Here is a 15,484-nt window from a genome sequence, read left to right on the forward strand (position 1 = left end):
AGTCTTTTTGGAATCAACAGGCAACCTAGATCTTGATGAATTTCTTGATGGCTAACCAAAGTACAACAAGAACCGGTAAGGGTGTTAGAAAAGATATTATTATCCCTACTTCAACTGGTAAGTCGTTTAAACTGCATGCTTTGTATGAAAATGCTTTTGATGCTGTTTATCATAGTTTAGAAAGTACTAAGAACGAAAATACTTTGAATCGTCTGGATCGCTTTTACACTAACGATACTTGTCCAATGTGTCATGGTAGTCGCTTTGATCCTAAGTTGTTCACTAATCATTTGATAAATAAAAATATTGCTGAAGTTTCTCAGCTGACTATTTCTGAACTCCAACAGTTTGCAGATGATTTATTAATTTGGTTGCCTAATGATATGCGTGCTTTGGGAAAAAATCTTGTGACTGAATTACTCGACTTGCTTTCTCCTATTATTGATCTTGGCTTAAATTATTTATCTTTGATGCGTGCCGGGAATACTTTGTCTACTGGAGAATTGCAACGTATCCAGTTAGCTCGAACGATCCGCAATCAGATGACTGGTGTCCTATATGTGCTCGATGAACCTAGCGTCGGCCTTCATGCTGCTAATGTTGCTGGCTTGATAAAGATCTTAAAGGAATTGGTCAAACTCGGAAATTCTTTGATCGTGGTCGATCATGACACTAGCATTATTGCCGCTGCTGATTATGTTATCGAAATCGGTCCCGATTCCGGTGCTGACGGTGGAAATGTTATTACTGAAGGAACAGTCGCCGATATCAAACAGCAAGAGACTTCAGTGATCGAACCATATTTAACTGGTAAAGCTGACATTATGCAGCACCAACCAAGCAACAATATTTTTGAAAAAGGTGAAATTGACGTCTCGATCAGTGATCGCTTTAATATCCACAATTTATCTGCCAAATTTGCCAAAGAAAAATTGAACATTGTCTCAGGAATGTCCGGTTCCGGTAAAACTACTTTGATTTTTGACAGTTTGATCCCCGCCCTTGACCATGAAATAAAACATGATGAGATGCCCGATTTTGTCACCCACATCGATACCGGCGGCATTAAAAACGTTGTGACGGTAGATTCAGTCCCGATCGGTAAAAATGTTCGCTCAACTGTTGGGACTTATACTAAAGTATTCGATGAAGTCCGTAAGCTTTTTGCAAAAACTGACCAAGCTAAGGCTAAGAAATTTACCGCTACTAATTTCTCTTATAACAATAAGGAAGGTGCTTGTCCAAATTGTGGCGGAACCGGCGTTATCACACTAGATATTCAATATTTACCTGATATGGTCGAGACTTGCCCGGTCTGCCATGGAAAAAGATATAAACCAGAAATATTAGATATTACTTGGCACGGCAAAAATTTAGCCGATATCCTCAATTTGTCGATCAAAGAGGCACTCGACTTTTTCCAAGACGATACTCGCATCCACAATATTTTGGAAGTACTTGATAATATTGGCCTCAGTTATTTAAATTAGGAGAAAGCACCCCTACTCTTTCTGGTGGTGAAGCTCAAAGGTTAAAACTAGTCACTTACATGAAACGGAATCAAAAAGATCAGCTATTTATTTTTGATGAGCCGAGCGTTGGCCTTCATCCACGGGATGTCTCGGTCCTGATCAACGTTATGGATCAATTGATCGATAACCACGCCACCGTCATCGTCATCGAACACGACTTAGATCTAATTTCTAATGCTGATTACATTAACGATCTCGGACCCGAAGGCGGAGTCAATGGCGGAAAAATCGTGGCTGTCGGAACACCCAAAGATATTTGTAAGAATCCACAAAGTGTTACGGGAAAATATTTAAAAAAGCATCTAGAACTGTTTAACTTAATATAATCACTGGGGGAATATTATGAAAAAATCTTTAACACTGTCATTACTATTAGTTGCCATCGCAACTTTTAGCTTTTCCACAAATACAGTATCTGCTGCACCAAAAGCCAAGGGGTTAGTCTCGATTCAAAAAGAGATAAAAAAAGCTTCACCAAAACAGCCAATAATTTTTTCACATCGGGGCAGTCCTTACAATGCTCCAGAGCATAGTTTTGCAGGGTACGACAATGCTATTAAAGACGGAAGTCATTTTATTGAGCAAGATGTTTGGCTCAGCAAAGACAATAAACTTTACGTGACACACGATAACAATCTCAAACGCACTACTGGCAAAAATATCGAGGTTTCCAAATCCACATCTAAACAATTATCCAAAGTAAAATTGCGCAATGGCGAAAAATTACATCAATTAAAAGACGTCTTCAAACACTACCAAAAAAACGTCCACTACATTATCGAAGCCAAGAAGAACTCCGGTGACAATACCGACACCGAAAAAGCCTTAGCAACCCAATTAAACAAGTCCAAAATGAACAACAACGTCATCATCCAAGATACCGACATAGGTGGCATCGAGCTATTACACAGCTTTAAACCACAAAAAAATGTCCCTTACTTATGGTTAATGGAAGCCAGCGGCGAGGACCAATACTTAGAAAACATCAAAGTAGCGCCAAGCTATATAACCTTCCTATCACTAGACGCACAACAAGCAACACCCAAAATAATCAAAGCCATCCACAAAAGAAACATGCTATCAGACCTGTGGACGATCCAAACATACAATGACAACTACAACGCCATCAAACACAACAAAGCAGATAGCATATTCACCAACAATACAAAAGAAACCAAACATTTGATCAACAAGTGGAAGTAAAAAAAAAGTTCTTGGCAGAATAGCCAGGAACTTTTTTATTCGCAAACATTTATCATTATTGAATAATTAAAACTATATTCGCCAAAAAAAGCAGTAGCAAATTATCGATACTAAAAAAAAGTACCGCACCCTCCACCACCCATTATCCTTGCGATAACTTAGGTTTTGTGGAGGGTGGAGGAAATTCGCCGTCAGCCATAAAATTCCTCTTGGCAACGAAGGAGCTTAGTGAAAGGCCCAGCTTTGAGATGTCCGGGTGAACTTCCCGGACATCTCAAAGTGGCTCCCAAACGTTCATTACTCAATTTCCGGATTATTCGAAGAATCAACAACAAACCACAATCCAATCAGCTGCAAGTAAACGAAACTAATATAAGTACCGTAACCCCCACCACCCATTATCCTTGCGATAACTTAGGTTTTGTGGAGGGTGGAGGAAATTCGCCGTCAGCCATGAAATTCCTCTTGGCGACGAAGGAGCTTAGAGGAAGGCCCAGCTTTGAGCTGTCCAGGTGGTCTTCCTGGATAGCTCAAAGTGGTGCCCATGGCGTTCCACGGCGCAATTTCCGGAACCCTCCACAAAACCGGCAATCAACCACAAAAAAAGCTTATCCAGAGGAAGGATAAACTTTTAAGAAGGAAAAATTTAAATTGAAGGGATTTAAATTTTGTGTTTTAGCTTTTATATGACTGTACCAAATAATGGCTATTTCTCGACATTTTTACCTGAATACTCATCAAGCAAAATTTGTCTTAATTCTGAGATCATTGGTTCTTTTGGATTTGCAAACGAGAATTGGTCTGCAAAAGCATTCTCAGCCAACTCGTCGACTTTATCTTCGAATTGCTTTTGGTCAATATCTAAGGATCTCAAACTTAAAGTGATACCGACTGAATGTGCAAGGTCTACGATCTTGCTGATCAAAGCTTCTTTCAAGCTTTCATTATCAGAGCCTACGAGACCGATGTACTTAGCTAGATTGGCATAATCTTCATCAGCTCTGAAGTATTCGTATTTTGGCCACATAGCAACTTTTTTTGGTTGCTCAAAATTATATCTAATTACTTGAGGAAGTGAAATAATAACGCCTAGTCCATGGGAGATTCCAAATTCATTGTATAAAACATCGGCTAAGGAGTGCCCTACTCCAGCAAAGGCATTGGCAAACGACATCCCTGCTAGAGCTGAGGCGTTGTGAAGTTCTGCTTGAGCATCAACATCTCCATCATAAGCTTTCTTCAAGTTATCGATTACTAATTTGAAAGCTTGCATGGCATAGGGACGGGTATAGTCAGATGCCATATTGGAAACGTATGATTCAACAGCATTGTTCAAGACTTCCAAGCCGCCGATAGCAATGATCTTCTTCGGCATTGATTCAACAAATTGCGAGTCAATGATGGCCACGTCAGGTGTCAATGCATAGTCGGCAATTGGATATTTCACGTCAGTCCGATTATCGGTAATGTTTGAAAACGGTGTAACTTCAGAACCTGTTCCAAATGCTGTTGGAATAGCCACAAATTGTGCTTTTTCCGGCTTAGGGAACTTGTAGGTCCGTTTTCTAATATCGATAAATCCTTGTTCTGCCCCGAAGAGATCAACATCTGGATGCTCGTAGAAAAGCCACATGTCTTTAGCAGCATTCATAGTCGATCCCCCACCTAGTGCAATGATCGTATCCGGTTTAAAAATATTCATTTGCGTAACACCACGTCCGACCATGTCAGTCGAAGTGACGTATTCAACATCTGAGAATAAAGTATATTCAACCGGATGCTTGCGCCGTTTCAGTTCATCAATAACTGTATTGACATAACCTAGTTGGACCATAGTAGGATCACAAACGATCATTGCTCGTTTGATACCTTCCATATCTTCTAGATAACGTACAGAAGTTTTTTCGAAGTAAACTTTTGGCTGCTTGATCCATTGCATGTTATTTCTCCGTCTAGCGATTGTTTTGATGTTCAACAAGTCAAATGATGAAACATTATGAGAGATAGAATTTTTACCCCAAGAACCGGTACCTAATGTTAATGAAGGGATCATTTCGTTATAAAGGTTTCCGATACCACCGATGGCAGATGGAGTATTAACGAGAACTCTACTTGCTAACATCTTGACTCCATAATCAGTTGCTAGCTTCTCATCCATTGTATGGATCGAGGCCGTATGACCAAGGCCTCCATGATCTTTTGACTTGTAGATTGAAATAACTGGAGAAAGTTTTTCGCTAGATAGTGGCTCATCATCACCGATCTTGGTCAATTCAACTGCTAAAACTCGTGTATCGGCAGGAACTTTGATCCCTGCTAATTTGGCGATTTTTAAAGCTGAAGCACCGGCGATCGGTCCTTTGACGCCACCTTGAGGACGAAACATTGTGTCAGCTAATGCTTTATAGTCTGCTTTCTTTAAAAAGAAGACGTGCATTTTTTCCATCTCAGTTTTGACATCAGAATAAATTTCCTTGTCAACGATGGCACTGTTCTCAGACGCACAAACCATTCCATTATCAAATGTCTTGGATAGAACAATGTCATTTACTGCTCGACGAATGTTAGCTGTTTTTTCAATATATGCTGGACCATTACTAGGCCCCACTCCCAATGCCGGTTTACCAGTAGAATATGCTGCTTTAACCATTCCGGGACCACCAGTAGCTAGAACACTGGCTACCCCTTCGTGATTGATCAAGTAAGAAGTAGCATCAATACTTGGTTTCTCGATCCATTGAATAATTCCCTCGGGAGCTCCGGCATCAATTGCTGCTTGATACATGATCTTGCCGGCAGCAACTGAACATTTTTGAGCTTGAGGATGGAAACCGAAGATGATCGGATTACGAGTCTTTACAGCAATCAAGGATTTAAACATAGTAGTTGAAGTAGGATTAGTTACCGGTGTGACTCCGGCGAGAACTCCAAGTGGTTCAGCAACTTTGATCAAACGATGTTCTTTATCGTCTTCAATAATACCAACGGTTTTGTCACGTTTGATCGAATGCCAAATCTCTTCAGTAGCATACATATTGTTGATCACTTTGTCCTCGGTGATACCACGACCAGTTTCTTCATGAGCTAGTTTTGCTAATTTCAAGCTAGAATTGAGACCAGCAATTGCCATTTGATGCACAATGTGATCAACTTGCTCTTGAGTGAAATCATCCATGATCTCCAAAGCTTTATGAGCCTTAGAGACCATTTGGTCTATGGTCTTCGAGACATCTTCTTCTTCACTGACATTTTTTGCGTCTTTTAACATCTGAAATCCTCCAAACAGAATAGATTGTTAAACTATTCACGTTATTTATTTCACTAACTATAATATCACCGTTTATTTTTAATGCAAGTATTTTCACTGCATTTTTGAAAAAATCTCTAAATGTATACGCTTACATGAGCAAAAACGTCTTCTTTTGTTTCAAAAATAGTAACTATAGCCTATTATGATAAAGTTTTGACTAGTCATTAATTATTCAGTCAGTTTAGAAAAAAATCAAAGTCACTTTCACTTTTTGTCTAGTAAATGTAAAGTGAATTAATTAACTTTTAACTATTCTAATGTTTGATTATTGCATAATTTTAAAAGTAATTTCCTATATAATATTCAATAAAGCGCTTTAATTGCTTTAACTGAGCACTTATCACATAATCAAAGTTGGATTGAATCATTTCATTAATTGATTTTTTATCAGTCAAATATAACAAAATTCATGAGTAAATTTCATTGACTTGTTTCTCAGAACAATTTATAATTGGACTATACCAAATCGAAGAGATTTACCATTTGAAAGGGGAAATATACACGATGAAAGTTATCGTAGCAAAGAATAGCGATGTAGCAAGCAAGAAAGCCTTTGACTTGATCAAAGATGCAATGAACAACGGTGTCAAGGTTCTTGGTCTTGCCACAGGTAGTACGCCAGTCACATTGTACAAACTAATGGTTGAAAGTGATTTAGATTTCTCAAACATGACTTCTGTTAACTTGGATGAATACATTGGTTGTGGACCAGACAACGATCAAAGTTATCGTCACTTTATGCAAGTTAACTTATTTGATAAGAAACCATTTGCTAAGACATATGTCCCTGATGGTCTAGCAACTGATGAAGCAGCTGAAACAAAGCGCTATGACAAGATTATCGACGACAATCCGATCGACCTACAAATTTTAGGTCTGGGTCGTAATGGCCACATTGGCTTTAATGAACCAGGCTCACCTTTTGATGCTTTAACTAGAAAGGTTCCATTAACTGCATCAACGATCGAAGCTAATGCTCGTTTCTTTGACAACGAAGAAGATGTTCCTAAGTTTGCTTACTCAATGGGTATCGGCTCGATCCTTAAGAGTAAGGAAATCGTTTTGATGGCCTTCGGTAAAGCCAAAGCTGCTGCAGTTAAGGCAATGATCGAAGCTCCCGCTTCAGTAGACTGCCCTGCTTCTGCTCTTCAAAAGAAAGACAATGTTGTTATCTTACTTGATGAAGATGCAGCCTCAGAATTAAACGCTAGTTCTATCAACGAAAATATTTAATTTTTAGAGGCAAATCCACAATGTTGGATTTGTCTTTTTTTGGTTTGAAAACGGGTTGCCGACGACAGCAGCCTCCACCCTCTTATTTATTCTGATCAGATTCGAAAAGGGACCTTTGAGAAATTGAACTTTCTCAAGGGTCCCTTTTGTATGGAGATAATTATTATTTATTTTATCAATTTTTCAATGATTTTTTTACCACCGAAAAATACGATAGCTCCAATGATCGAAGTTACGAGCAATAATTTACCTAAGAATTTTAAGAATTTTTTCATAGTGCCCTCCTATTTTTACCGGAACATGGTTTTGGCTGCTAAGGCCATGATTTTTGGATCTTTTTCATAATGATGCATTGGTGTTAATTCACTCATTGGAATGCCCAATAATTTATAAACGGCAATTTGAGCTGCTCTAAATGAATATTGTTCTGTAAAGACCATGTCGAATGGTTGTTCACAAAATTGACTGATGAATGCTAGATTCTTACTGTGCTTAGGAACGACATCCGGACGATCACCCACAGCTCTTTGATTGAACATGGCGCTTGCATATGGGATATAAACTGGGATAACGTTTTCTACACTAGCTACGATCTCATCGTGATGATTAGCGATATTATCTTTAGCTGGATCGACAGCAGCTAACTGACCCAAGAATTCTTCCAAGATCTCTTCACCGGTCATTTCAATAACGGGTTTTTGAACAAAATCGCCATTTCTTCTTGGATACATGAAGTAACCCCAACATACAGTCTCATTTGGCTTTTGAGCGTGGAAATGTGGTTGATGGTGCACTACTAGTGACATTAAAGGCGTACTGTCGATCCAAGTATTTAAAGCATTACCAGGCTGTTGTTGTGTGATCCGAGAAACATGATCCAAAAGTAGATGATTGTTAGTTGTGATAGTAAAACTGAACCATTCGCTTTGTGTACGATCGCCAAAGAACTTATCTGGATGACCGAGTGAGTAAAATTTCTCGCTAGCTTTCTTCCATAACATAGCGCTGGGAGCATATTCCATATTTTCTTTGATCGGTGTATTAAAGTCACCGATCGATGAGCTGTCAGTGATCGATCCATTAGTATCAAAGACCAAGTCGTTATCATTGACCTTGATCTCACCTTTTTTATTATCTTCGTCCAGCTGTTCATACTTGATGCCAGTCACAATGATATCGTCTTGAAGTGGAGTATCCTTGAATTCCAAATCTGTAACTTTACGGTTATTAATAAAGGTTACGCCCCGATCTTTCAAATACTTTCTCATTGGCAAAACAATGCTTTCGTATTGATTGTATGGCGATCTAGTAACACCCTCTAGCGTGTTGATCCGCGTAAATTCCAAGATCATCCGATTCATATAACGGCGTAGTTCCATAACTGAGCTTGCGCGTTTAAATGCAAAAGTCGTTTGCCACATATACCAGAAATTAGTCTTCCAAAAATGAGGTGAACTTTTGAACCATTCAGCAATACTAATATTGTTTAACTTCTGCTCATCTTTTTCAGGCATTAACATCAACTTAGACATCAAAGCCCGTTCCTTATTATTAAATTGCATATGACGATAATTGTTAGGTCCATCTTTAACACGAGGTCCATTTGAATCGATCAAACGACCAACATCGTGTGTTGGATGCGCATGATCAAAATTTAAAATATCATCCGTCACTGTTTGACCGGGATGATCAAGAGACGGTACTGTTCTCAAGACATCCCAAAGATTCTCGAAAGTCTCTTCATTCAGCATCCGACCACCTTTAGCTAAAAATCCTTTAGTATTAGATAGTGCTTGATTACTATATTCATTTTGATAAGAAGCTACAGCTGCACCATCATTAGCTCCGTGCGTTTCCAAACCCATCAATGTGATCTGGTCGCCTTTGAATCCGCCATCACGAATTAAATAAATTGCGGCAGCTAAATTACCAACTCCAGTACCGATCATATAAGCTTTACGTGTCAAAATAAAACACTCCCTTTCAAATACCTCTTTACAACTACAATATATTCGCAAAAATATGTAATGTAAAGGTTTTCAAAGAGAATAATTTTAAATATTAAAATAAATATAATATATTTTTTGATATATGATATTTGAGACGATATTCGTAAACTGTCGCAATCATAGTAAATAAGATATTAGTCTTATAATTAATATCACGTATAGCTGAATTATTAACTATATTATGATAATAAACTTCGAAACGATTTTTACCCTGACAATAAAAAAGACACACGCCTTAATATGGTGTGTGTCAGATTATAAAACTAAAAGAGAATTATTTTGTTAATCTCAAAACATCACGAACGATCATCAACTCTTCATCAGTAGGTACAACTAATACCGTCACAGATGAATCATCAGCACTGATCTTACGTAATCCTTTACCATTTTCGTTAGCATCTTTGTTGATCTTAACGCCCATGTAATTAAATTGGTCTACGATCAATTCACGGATCCAAGCATTAGCTTCACCCATACCAGCAGTAAAGAGCATCACGTCAGTACCGTTCATCAAAGCCATGTATGAACCAACATACTTAACGATTCGGTTAACGAAAATATCGATAGCTAATTGTGAACGCTTGTTTTCATCTTTAGTAGCGATGATATCACGCATATCTGGTGAAACGCCAGAAATACCCAATAGACCGGACTTTTCATTCAAGATATCGATCATGTCTTGTGGATCTGAAAGCTTAAGTTTCTTCATCATATAAGCGAACAATGAAGGATCAAGGTCACCGGAACGAGTACTCATTGTAATACCTGCAAGCGGTGTGAAGCCCATTGATGTATCAACTGATTTACCACCATCGATCGCATCGATCGAGGCACCACTACCAAGATGCATAGAGATCATCTTAAGATCTTCAATTGGTTTGTTTAAGAATTTAGCAGCTTGTCCCGAAACATAACGGTGTGAAGTACCATGGGCACCGAATTTTCTAACGCCGTATTTTTCGTAATATTCATAAGGAATACTGTACAAATAATTTACGGGATCCATTGTTTGATGGAATGACGTATCAAATACTGCTACTTGAGGAACATCTGGTAAAATTTCTTGGAACGCTTCAATACCATAAGCTTGACCTGGATTATGCAAAGGAGCGAATTCAGCAAGATCCTTGATTTGTTGAAGAACTTTATCAGTCACAACAGCAGAGTCTTTAAAGATGTTACCACCTGCAACTACACGGTGACCAACACCTGTGATCTCTGAATAGTCCTTGATGATCCCTAACTTGATCAAAGTCTTCAACATCTTAGTAACAGCAGTCTTGTGATCAGGAATATCTCCTACTTCACTCGTCTTTTCACCATTATATTTAACTTTGAAAATTGAATCTGATAAACCGAGACGATCAACCATACCCGATGCGATAACATTTTCGTCAGGGACCGAATACAATTTCCATTTCAAAGTTGAACTTCCTGAATTTACTGCAATAATCTTAGCCATTTTTATACCTATCCTTTAAAGTTATTTTTTGCCCAATCTTGTACTTGGTTTCTAAAGCCTTCAAATTCCTTCACATTTGCTGTTTCTGGAATAGTTCCCATTAACACGTTAGTCGTTTGTTGAGCTGTGCCACCGTGTTTTTGAAGAACTACGATCGCTTTTTGAGCCTCTTTAGACGCAAAAAGATTCGATGGTAGATCGAGAACAGCTTGAAGATAAACATTTGAAACCATCCATTCCGAAAGCTTCTTAGCTTGATCAGTTTGGAAAATTGCTGACGGAACGATAAACATCCCAATACCGCCGTCATTCAAATTATTCATTGTTTGTTCGATCAAGAGGTGATGAGCATATGAATGCCCTTCTTCAGCCTTGGTCTTAAATTTAGCCGCATTATCATCGATCGGATAATAGCCCACTGGAAGATCAGCAATTGCCAAATCGATATCTGTGACATCCCATTCAGCGATCCCATCTTGATGATACGCATCTAAATTCAAATTCATTACTTCAGAAAATGCTTTAGCCAAACTTACTAAAGCTTCATCATTGTCGATCCCCGCAGCATTGATATCAAAATCACCAGCCAACCTAAGTTGTTCGATAAACTCGATCAACAAGTTTCCTGTTCCGATAGTAGGGTCGATCATATGGATTGTGTGCTTGTTCAATGAACTAAAGATCTCAAAAGCAATCAAGCTAGCTATCAATCCGATCGTATCTGGCGTCATCAATTTATTGACTTCGAGCTTATCTTGGCGTTGTGCCTGGATAATATTGACCGTAATAGCTTGCTTCATTTGAGCCTGAGAAAGACTGATCTGCTTAAGCTGTGAATAAACATCCTCGAGTTGTTTCACAGTATCAGGAGCAGGAGCTCCATTTTCAACATATACTTTACCATCAGCAAGGTTCGTCAATGTTTCAGCCAAAGAATCTGTGTAACTAGTACCCAATGACTTTTGAAGTAATGTCGAAGCTTGGTTCAATAAATCATAGTAATTCTGCATTTCATTTTCTTCTGCCATTAAAAAACCTCTTTGCACATGATATTAAAATTTTAACGTTGATTTTCACTTAATTCAAGCGTTTTCAGATTCCAAAAATTTAATTTCGTGTCGTTGCGACAATTCATTCAAAATTGCTTGTCGATATCGTTGATCCAGGAGGAGGTATTGTCTTTGGCTAGTAGCAAATTTCTGGGAGGAAGCGGTAATGATCATGAGTGATATCGAAAAGATCAACAATACGTTTAAAAAAATGGTCCCTGACTTAGGTTTGCCATTCCACATGACTGAAAAACATCTCCGTTTCTGTGCCGTTTTTTTGAATTATTTTTAATAACAGATTTTGTCCCACCTTTAACGGTTGGAAGTCTTTTACATCATTCATAATTGGTTCAAAGCCGCCATTTTGTGATTCATATAAAAATCCATTGGCAAGAGAAATATACAGGTCAAGGTTCGCTCCATCTGTATCGGAATTAAATAGGCGCAATTCTTGATGTGAACTCCCTTGTCTGTTTTTAATGACAAGAATTTTACCATCGAATAATTCTTCCAGCCGTTCTTGGACAATGTGAGTGTGGATGTTAGAGTAACTTTCTAAATTCATAACTTTATGGGATAGAATAATGGCTTGTTGCAAAATAGTAATAGTCAGAACAGTAACAAATAATGCTAATACGGCTTCACTCAGCAAAAAGCCGGATCTTTTACTGCCATTTGACTTGATAATTTTTACCCATATCACCGATCACTCTGATGGAATCGTCATCAGTGACGGTGCGGTAAACGTGACCATTGAAAGTAATATTTGTTGGGGCTGAGTGATCTCTTAATTGTTCCCACATCAGTTTGTGAGCAGTAACTTGTGTCTCTAATTGTTGTAAATGTTGGTATTGAACAAAAACGGTCAGGGTCAATGTTGAAATTATTAGTACTGCCAGCCACAAAGAAGTCAGTGATTCAATCAAGAGAAAACCATCATGGGTTTTTCGCAACTAAAACACCCCAATTCATTTGAACCGTGTAGAAATGTTTTGAATTCCTGCCATCAGTAAAAAATTTAATCGTAATCGGCTTAGTTACTGCTTCATTTGTGACATTAGTGTCACCCTTAATGGTAAGATTCAAAGTTTTTGGTAAATCTAAACTTTCCGTGAAACTGCTGCCGTACTCAAAATTAATTTTATTGGACGTAAAGGTAACATGACATCCCTTATGAAGCAAATAAGTAGTAATCATCATTTGATTCCATTTTGCTTCAAATTGTTTCAATGCTATTTTTTTCTTCATTCTTTGTTTGGTAATCTTTGACTTGATAAGCTCCGATAATTACTAAAGATGAAAAAATAAATAGTGTCAAAATTGCTTCAATTAAAGTAAAGCCAGCCTTACGAGGCATCATTGATCACTTTGGATGATGGGTCAGAACTAACTACTTTGCCTTTTTCATTTATGTATAATTTTAAACTTTTGGCACGATTTCGTTGTTTTGAAGATAGTGCTGGCCAATCTTTTAATTTGTCTGGACCTTTGTATTTATTCACTTCATCAGCATTGGACATATTTACTTGGGACTGAATAGTTTCCGTGACTGCTTCATCAGCCCTTGTTTGAGCAACATTTTTTTGTTCTGCCAAATTAGGCACAATTAACAGTAATAACATCGAAATAATCAACATGACGATAACCATTTCGATCAAAGTAAAACCTTTTCGTTTTCTCACCATTTAATTCATTCCCTTCATCATCGAATAAACTGGCAATAATATCATCAGATAAGCAATCAAAATGAAAACTGCGATCACTCCGAATAAAACCGGTTGGACTAGATTGATCAGCTTTTTTATTGCCGCTTGTGTTGCTTGATATTTTAGCTCTGAAAGTAGTAATAAATCGCTCCCTACTTCTGCCCCACCATTCCCAATATTGAAAATCAAATTGAGTTCGTTAGGCAACAAAGCTTCATTTTCAATGACGTGTTGGAGCGAGTCGCCACTTTTAAGACACACTAGTAACTCACTGGCAATAACGTTTTGAATCGAACCGTCGACAAAATTTTGGTTGTTGAGACAAATCTTTTGTAAGTCGAGCCCTTGGGAAAACTGCATCCCTAAACCTTGTAAGATCGTAAATTGATAAAAATATAAGTAGCTTTTTCGTAACAGTGGAAGTTTGATCAATATTTTAGCGCGTTGATATTCATTTTTCCTACGTAAATAACACACAAAAACTATCCCGCAAAGGATCAGCAGGCCGGTCAATATAGTTATCACGTGAACAAAAATATCTAGAGAACTGTTATTACTATTAGTTTGGATCTGGGGGAGGATATAAAGTTTCATGCCGATGACCATCAATGTTAAGAAACCAATAATGAAAATCGGATAAGCTAGTAATTCTTTCAATTTAGTTTGTTGCTTGGCTTTTTGTAAAAGGATGTGACCACATTGCTCGATCGTCTGTTGCAGACCTCCGTGCATTTGTGAGATCACCAATTGATTTTAAACCACCAATGGTAGCTGTAAGTGTTTCATCGATGTCGATAACATGTAGCCTTCTTCTAAATCGGCGTATATTTTTTGATAAATCTGATTGTCCTGATCTAAAAATTTTAAACAGCGCATTGCTTGGTTCAGAGAAAATCCATTCTTCATTAATTTACTTATTAATAATAAGTAGTCAGCCTGGAAACTACTGGAAATTTTCTTAGCCAGCAACGTATTCATCGTAAATTTCATTGGTTATGATCCTTTTTTGCAGAGCATTGTTCAACAAGCTTTGCCACTTACTATCACGCTGGTCGTTAGCTTGATAACGCTCGATCTGTTGGTTATTTAAAAAATCAGCAAAAATTTCTAGTTTATCATTCGTTGGGATCAGTCTTTGATATGAGATCAGATTTACTGCATTATTGATCTCAAAACTAGATACACCCAGTTGTTTCAGACGGGAGACCACCGAATATTTTGACTTACCATGGATAGTCGTAAAGACCGTATAGCCACATAATGCAGCTTGTACAGCTTGTTGTGCTGTCTGCTTATCTCTGACCTCACCAATGATCAAAAGCTCAGGACGGTGCCTTAAACTAGTCTTGATCAGTTCTTCGTAAGTCATCCCTGCCTCAACATTAACTTGAAGCTGTAAAAAATCTTCTTCAGCTATCTCGATCGGATCTTCAATGCACATTACCTTCTTATTACGACCAACGATCCGAGCTAAGTTGTACATCAAGGAAGTTTTCCCTGAACCCATCGGTCCCGAAAAAATCATCATCCCTTTTAACCTGGCATAAGGTAGTAAGTAATTGACCAAATCGATATCACTGTCAGAGACTTTTTTTTGCGGATAGATCAAACGGATAACTAATGATTCCCGATTTAAAAAATCACCGACCGACGAGATCCGAACGTTGATACGACTATTTTGAAATGTGTAGCTAAAGGCGCCCTTTTGTGAACGCCTGCGTTCTGAAATATCCAGTCCGCCGTTGAATTTCAAATAGTTCATCAAAGCAAAAGTTTCATCGTAATTCAATTCGGCGACCGTATAAGTTGTCAAACTGTTCTTTGCTTCGATGACATACGTATCCTTTTTCGGTAAAAAATAAATATCGGATATCCGATTAGTACAAGCTTCTGTCAATAAATTGTTGACCATAGTTTCTGCTGTCATCTTTCACCTCCTTCACTAAAAAATTACGCAAAAAAAATAGACTCAAACTTTTC

The 15,484-nt window shown here is 38.0% G+C and carries 16 protein-coding genes; 4 read left to right on the forward strand and 12 right to left on the reverse strand.

The genetic code is table 11. The annotated features are described in order from the left end of the window. Window positions 1–47 precede the first annotated feature (47 nt). Genes EKM78_RS03165 through EKM78_RS03175 form a run of 3 tightly spaced genes read left to right on the forward strand, consistent with a single transcriptional unit; the run spans window position 48 to window position 2,735 of the window. Entirely contained in the window at window positions 48–1,490 is a 1,443-nt protein-coding gene (locus tag EKM78_RS03165) for an excinuclease ABC subunit UvrA (protein WP_125769217.1), read from the forward strand. 59 nt (window positions 1,491–1,549) lie between these two features. Beyond that, window positions 1,550–1,858 carry a hypothetical protein gene (locus tag EKM78_RS03170; protein ID WP_125769220.1) on the forward strand — a complete coding sequence of 103 codons (309 nt, stop codon included), beginning with the start codon at window positions 1,550–1,552 and terminating at the stop codon, window positions 1,856–1,858. 16 nt (window positions 1,859–1,874) lie between these two features. Further along, a complete protein-coding gene (locus EKM78_RS03175) occupies window positions 1,875–2,735 on the forward strand; it encodes a glycerophosphodiester phosphodiesterase (protein WP_125769223.1) in 861 nt (286 codons plus the stop codon). Between the two features lie 706 nt (window positions 2,736–3,441). Here the strand turns inward: EKM78_RS03175 and adhE are convergent. Next, entirely contained in the window at window positions 3,442–6,003 is a 2,562-nt protein-coding gene (gene adhE, locus EKM78_RS03180) for a bifunctional acetaldehyde-CoA/alcohol dehydrogenase (protein WP_125769227.1), read from the reverse strand. Between the two features lie 546 nt (window positions 6,004–6,549). On the opposite strand from adhE, the gene EKM78_RS03185 reads away from it, so the two are divergent. Further along, window positions 6,550–7,278 carry a glucosamine-6-phosphate deaminase gene (locus tag EKM78_RS03185; RefSeq protein ID WP_125769231.1) on the forward strand — a complete coding sequence of 243 codons (729 nt, stop codon included), beginning with the start codon at window positions 6,550–6,552 and terminating at the stop codon, window positions 7,276–7,278. Between the two features lie 290 nt (window positions 7,279–7,568). On the opposite strand, the gene EKM78_RS03190 is transcribed toward EKM78_RS03185, so the two are convergent. The 11 genes from EKM78_RS03190 to comGA form a co-directional block, all read right to left on the reverse strand. Next, window positions 7,569–9,245, reverse strand: coding sequence for an oleate hydratase (locus tag EKM78_RS03190; protein ID WP_125769234.1), 1,677 nt, complete (start codon window positions 9,243–9,245; stop codon window positions 7,569–7,571). Window positions 9,246–9,561: 316 nt separating this feature from the next. Next, a complete protein-coding gene (locus EKM78_RS03195) occupies window positions 9,562–10,749 on the reverse strand; it encodes an acetate/propionate family kinase (RefSeq protein ID WP_125769237.1) in 1,188 nt (395 codons plus the stop codon). 8 nt (window positions 10,750–10,757) lie between these two features. Beyond that, window positions 10,758–11,777, reverse strand: a complete 1,020-nt coding sequence (locus tag EKM78_RS03200) for a class I SAM-dependent methyltransferase (protein WP_125769240.1) — start codon at window positions 11,775–11,777, stop codon at window positions 10,758–10,760. 244 nt (window positions 11,778–12,021) lie between these two features. Further along, window positions 12,022–12,450 (reverse strand): hypothetical protein, encoded by a 429-nt coding sequence (locus tag EKM78_RS03205; RefSeq protein ID WP_125769243.1) that lies wholly within the window; start codon window positions 12,448–12,450, stop codon window positions 12,022–12,024. 13 nt (window positions 12,451–12,463) lie between these two features. Beyond that, window positions 12,464–12,751 (reverse strand): hypothetical protein, encoded by a 288-nt coding sequence (locus EKM78_RS03210; protein WP_125769246.1) that lies wholly within the window; start codon window positions 12,749–12,751, stop codon window positions 12,464–12,466. Next, entirely contained in the window at window positions 12,735–13,046 is a 312-nt protein-coding gene (locus EKM78_RS12490) for a hypothetical protein (RefSeq protein WP_164507178.1), read from the reverse strand. Before EKM78_RS12490 ends, EKM78_RS03210 begins: the two co-directional genes overlap by 17 nt. Next, complete coding sequence (locus tag EKM78_RS13415) at window positions 13,015–13,158, reverse strand: PulJ/GspJ family protein (protein WP_125769249.1); 144 nt, start codon at window positions 13,156–13,158, stop codon at window positions 13,015–13,017. Before EKM78_RS13415 ends, EKM78_RS12490 begins: the two co-directional genes overlap by 32 nt. Continuing rightward, on the reverse strand, window positions 13,145–13,483 hold the full coding sequence (gene comGC / locus EKM78_RS03220; protein WP_125769252.1) for a competence type IV pilus major pilin ComGC: 339 nt from the start codon (window positions 13,481–13,483) through the stop codon (window positions 13,145–13,147). The genes EKM78_RS13415 and comGC overlap by 14 nt, the downstream gene beginning before the upstream one ends. Beyond that, window positions 13,484–14,248, reverse strand: a complete 765-nt coding sequence (locus tag EKM78_RS03225) for a type II secretion system F family protein (RefSeq protein ID WP_245994767.1) — start codon at window positions 14,246–14,248, stop codon at window positions 13,484–13,486. 9 nt (window positions 14,249–14,257) lie between these two features. Then, window positions 14,258–14,494, reverse strand: coding sequence for a hypothetical protein (locus EKM78_RS03230; protein WP_125769258.1), 237 nt, complete (start codon window positions 14,492–14,494; stop codon window positions 14,258–14,260). After that, entirely contained in the window at window positions 14,463–15,431 is a 969-nt protein-coding gene (gene comGA / locus EKM78_RS03235) for a competence type IV pilus ATPase ComGA (protein ID WP_125769261.1), read from the reverse strand. Before comGA ends, EKM78_RS03230 begins: the two co-directional genes overlap by 32 nt. Window positions 15,432–15,484 lie beyond the last annotated feature (53 nt).

It is taken from the genome of Companilactobacillus furfuricola (assembly GCF_003946325.1).
Lineage (GTDB): Bacteria > Bacillota > Bacilli > Lactobacillales > Lactobacillaceae > Companilactobacillus > Companilactobacillus furfuricola.

Coding starts and splice junctions, on each gene's coding strand:
- EKM78_RS03175 (WP_125769223.1), top strand. CDS start 1,875: ATGAAAAAATCTTTAACACTGTCATTACTATTAGTTGCCATCGCAACT.
- EKM78_RS03200 (WP_125769240.1), bottom strand. CDS start 11,777: ATGGCAGAAGAAAATGAAATGCAGAATTACTATGATTTATTGAACCAA.
- EKM78_RS03170 (WP_125769220.1), top strand. CDS start 1,550: ATGAAACGGAATCAAAAAGATCAGCTATTTATTTTTGATGAGCCGAGC.
- comGC (WP_125769252.1), bottom strand. CDS start 13,483: ATGGTGAGAAAACGAAAAGGTTTTACTTTGATCGAAATGGTTATCGTC.
- comGA (WP_125769261.1), bottom strand. CDS start 15,431: ATGACAGCAGAAACTATGGTCAACAATTTATTGACAGAAGCTTGTACT.
- EKM78_RS13415 (WP_125769249.1), bottom strand. CDS start 13,158: ATGATGCCTCGTAAGGCTGGCTTTACTTTAATTGAAGCAATTTTGACA.
- EKM78_RS03165 (WP_125769217.1), top strand. CDS start 48: ATGGCTAACCAAAGTACAACAAGAACCGGTAAGGGTGTTAGAAAAGAT.
- adhE (WP_125769227.1), bottom strand. CDS start 6,003: ATGTTAAAAGACGCAAAAAATGTCAGTGAAGAAGAAGATGTCTCGAAG.
- EKM78_RS03195 (WP_125769237.1), bottom strand. CDS start 10,749: ATGGCTAAGATTATTGCAGTAAATTCAGGAAGTTCAACTTTGAAATGG.
- EKM78_RS12490 (WP_164507178.1), bottom strand. CDS start 13,046: ATGAAGAAAAAAATAGCATTGAAACAATTTGAAGCAAAATGGAATCAA.
- EKM78_RS03185 (WP_125769231.1), top strand. CDS start 6,550: ATGAAAGTTATCGTAGCAAAGAATAGCGATGTAGCAAGCAAGAAAGCC.
- EKM78_RS03230 (WP_125769258.1), bottom strand. CDS start 14,494: ATGAAATTTACGATGAATACGTTGCTGGCTAAGAAAATTTCCAGTAGT.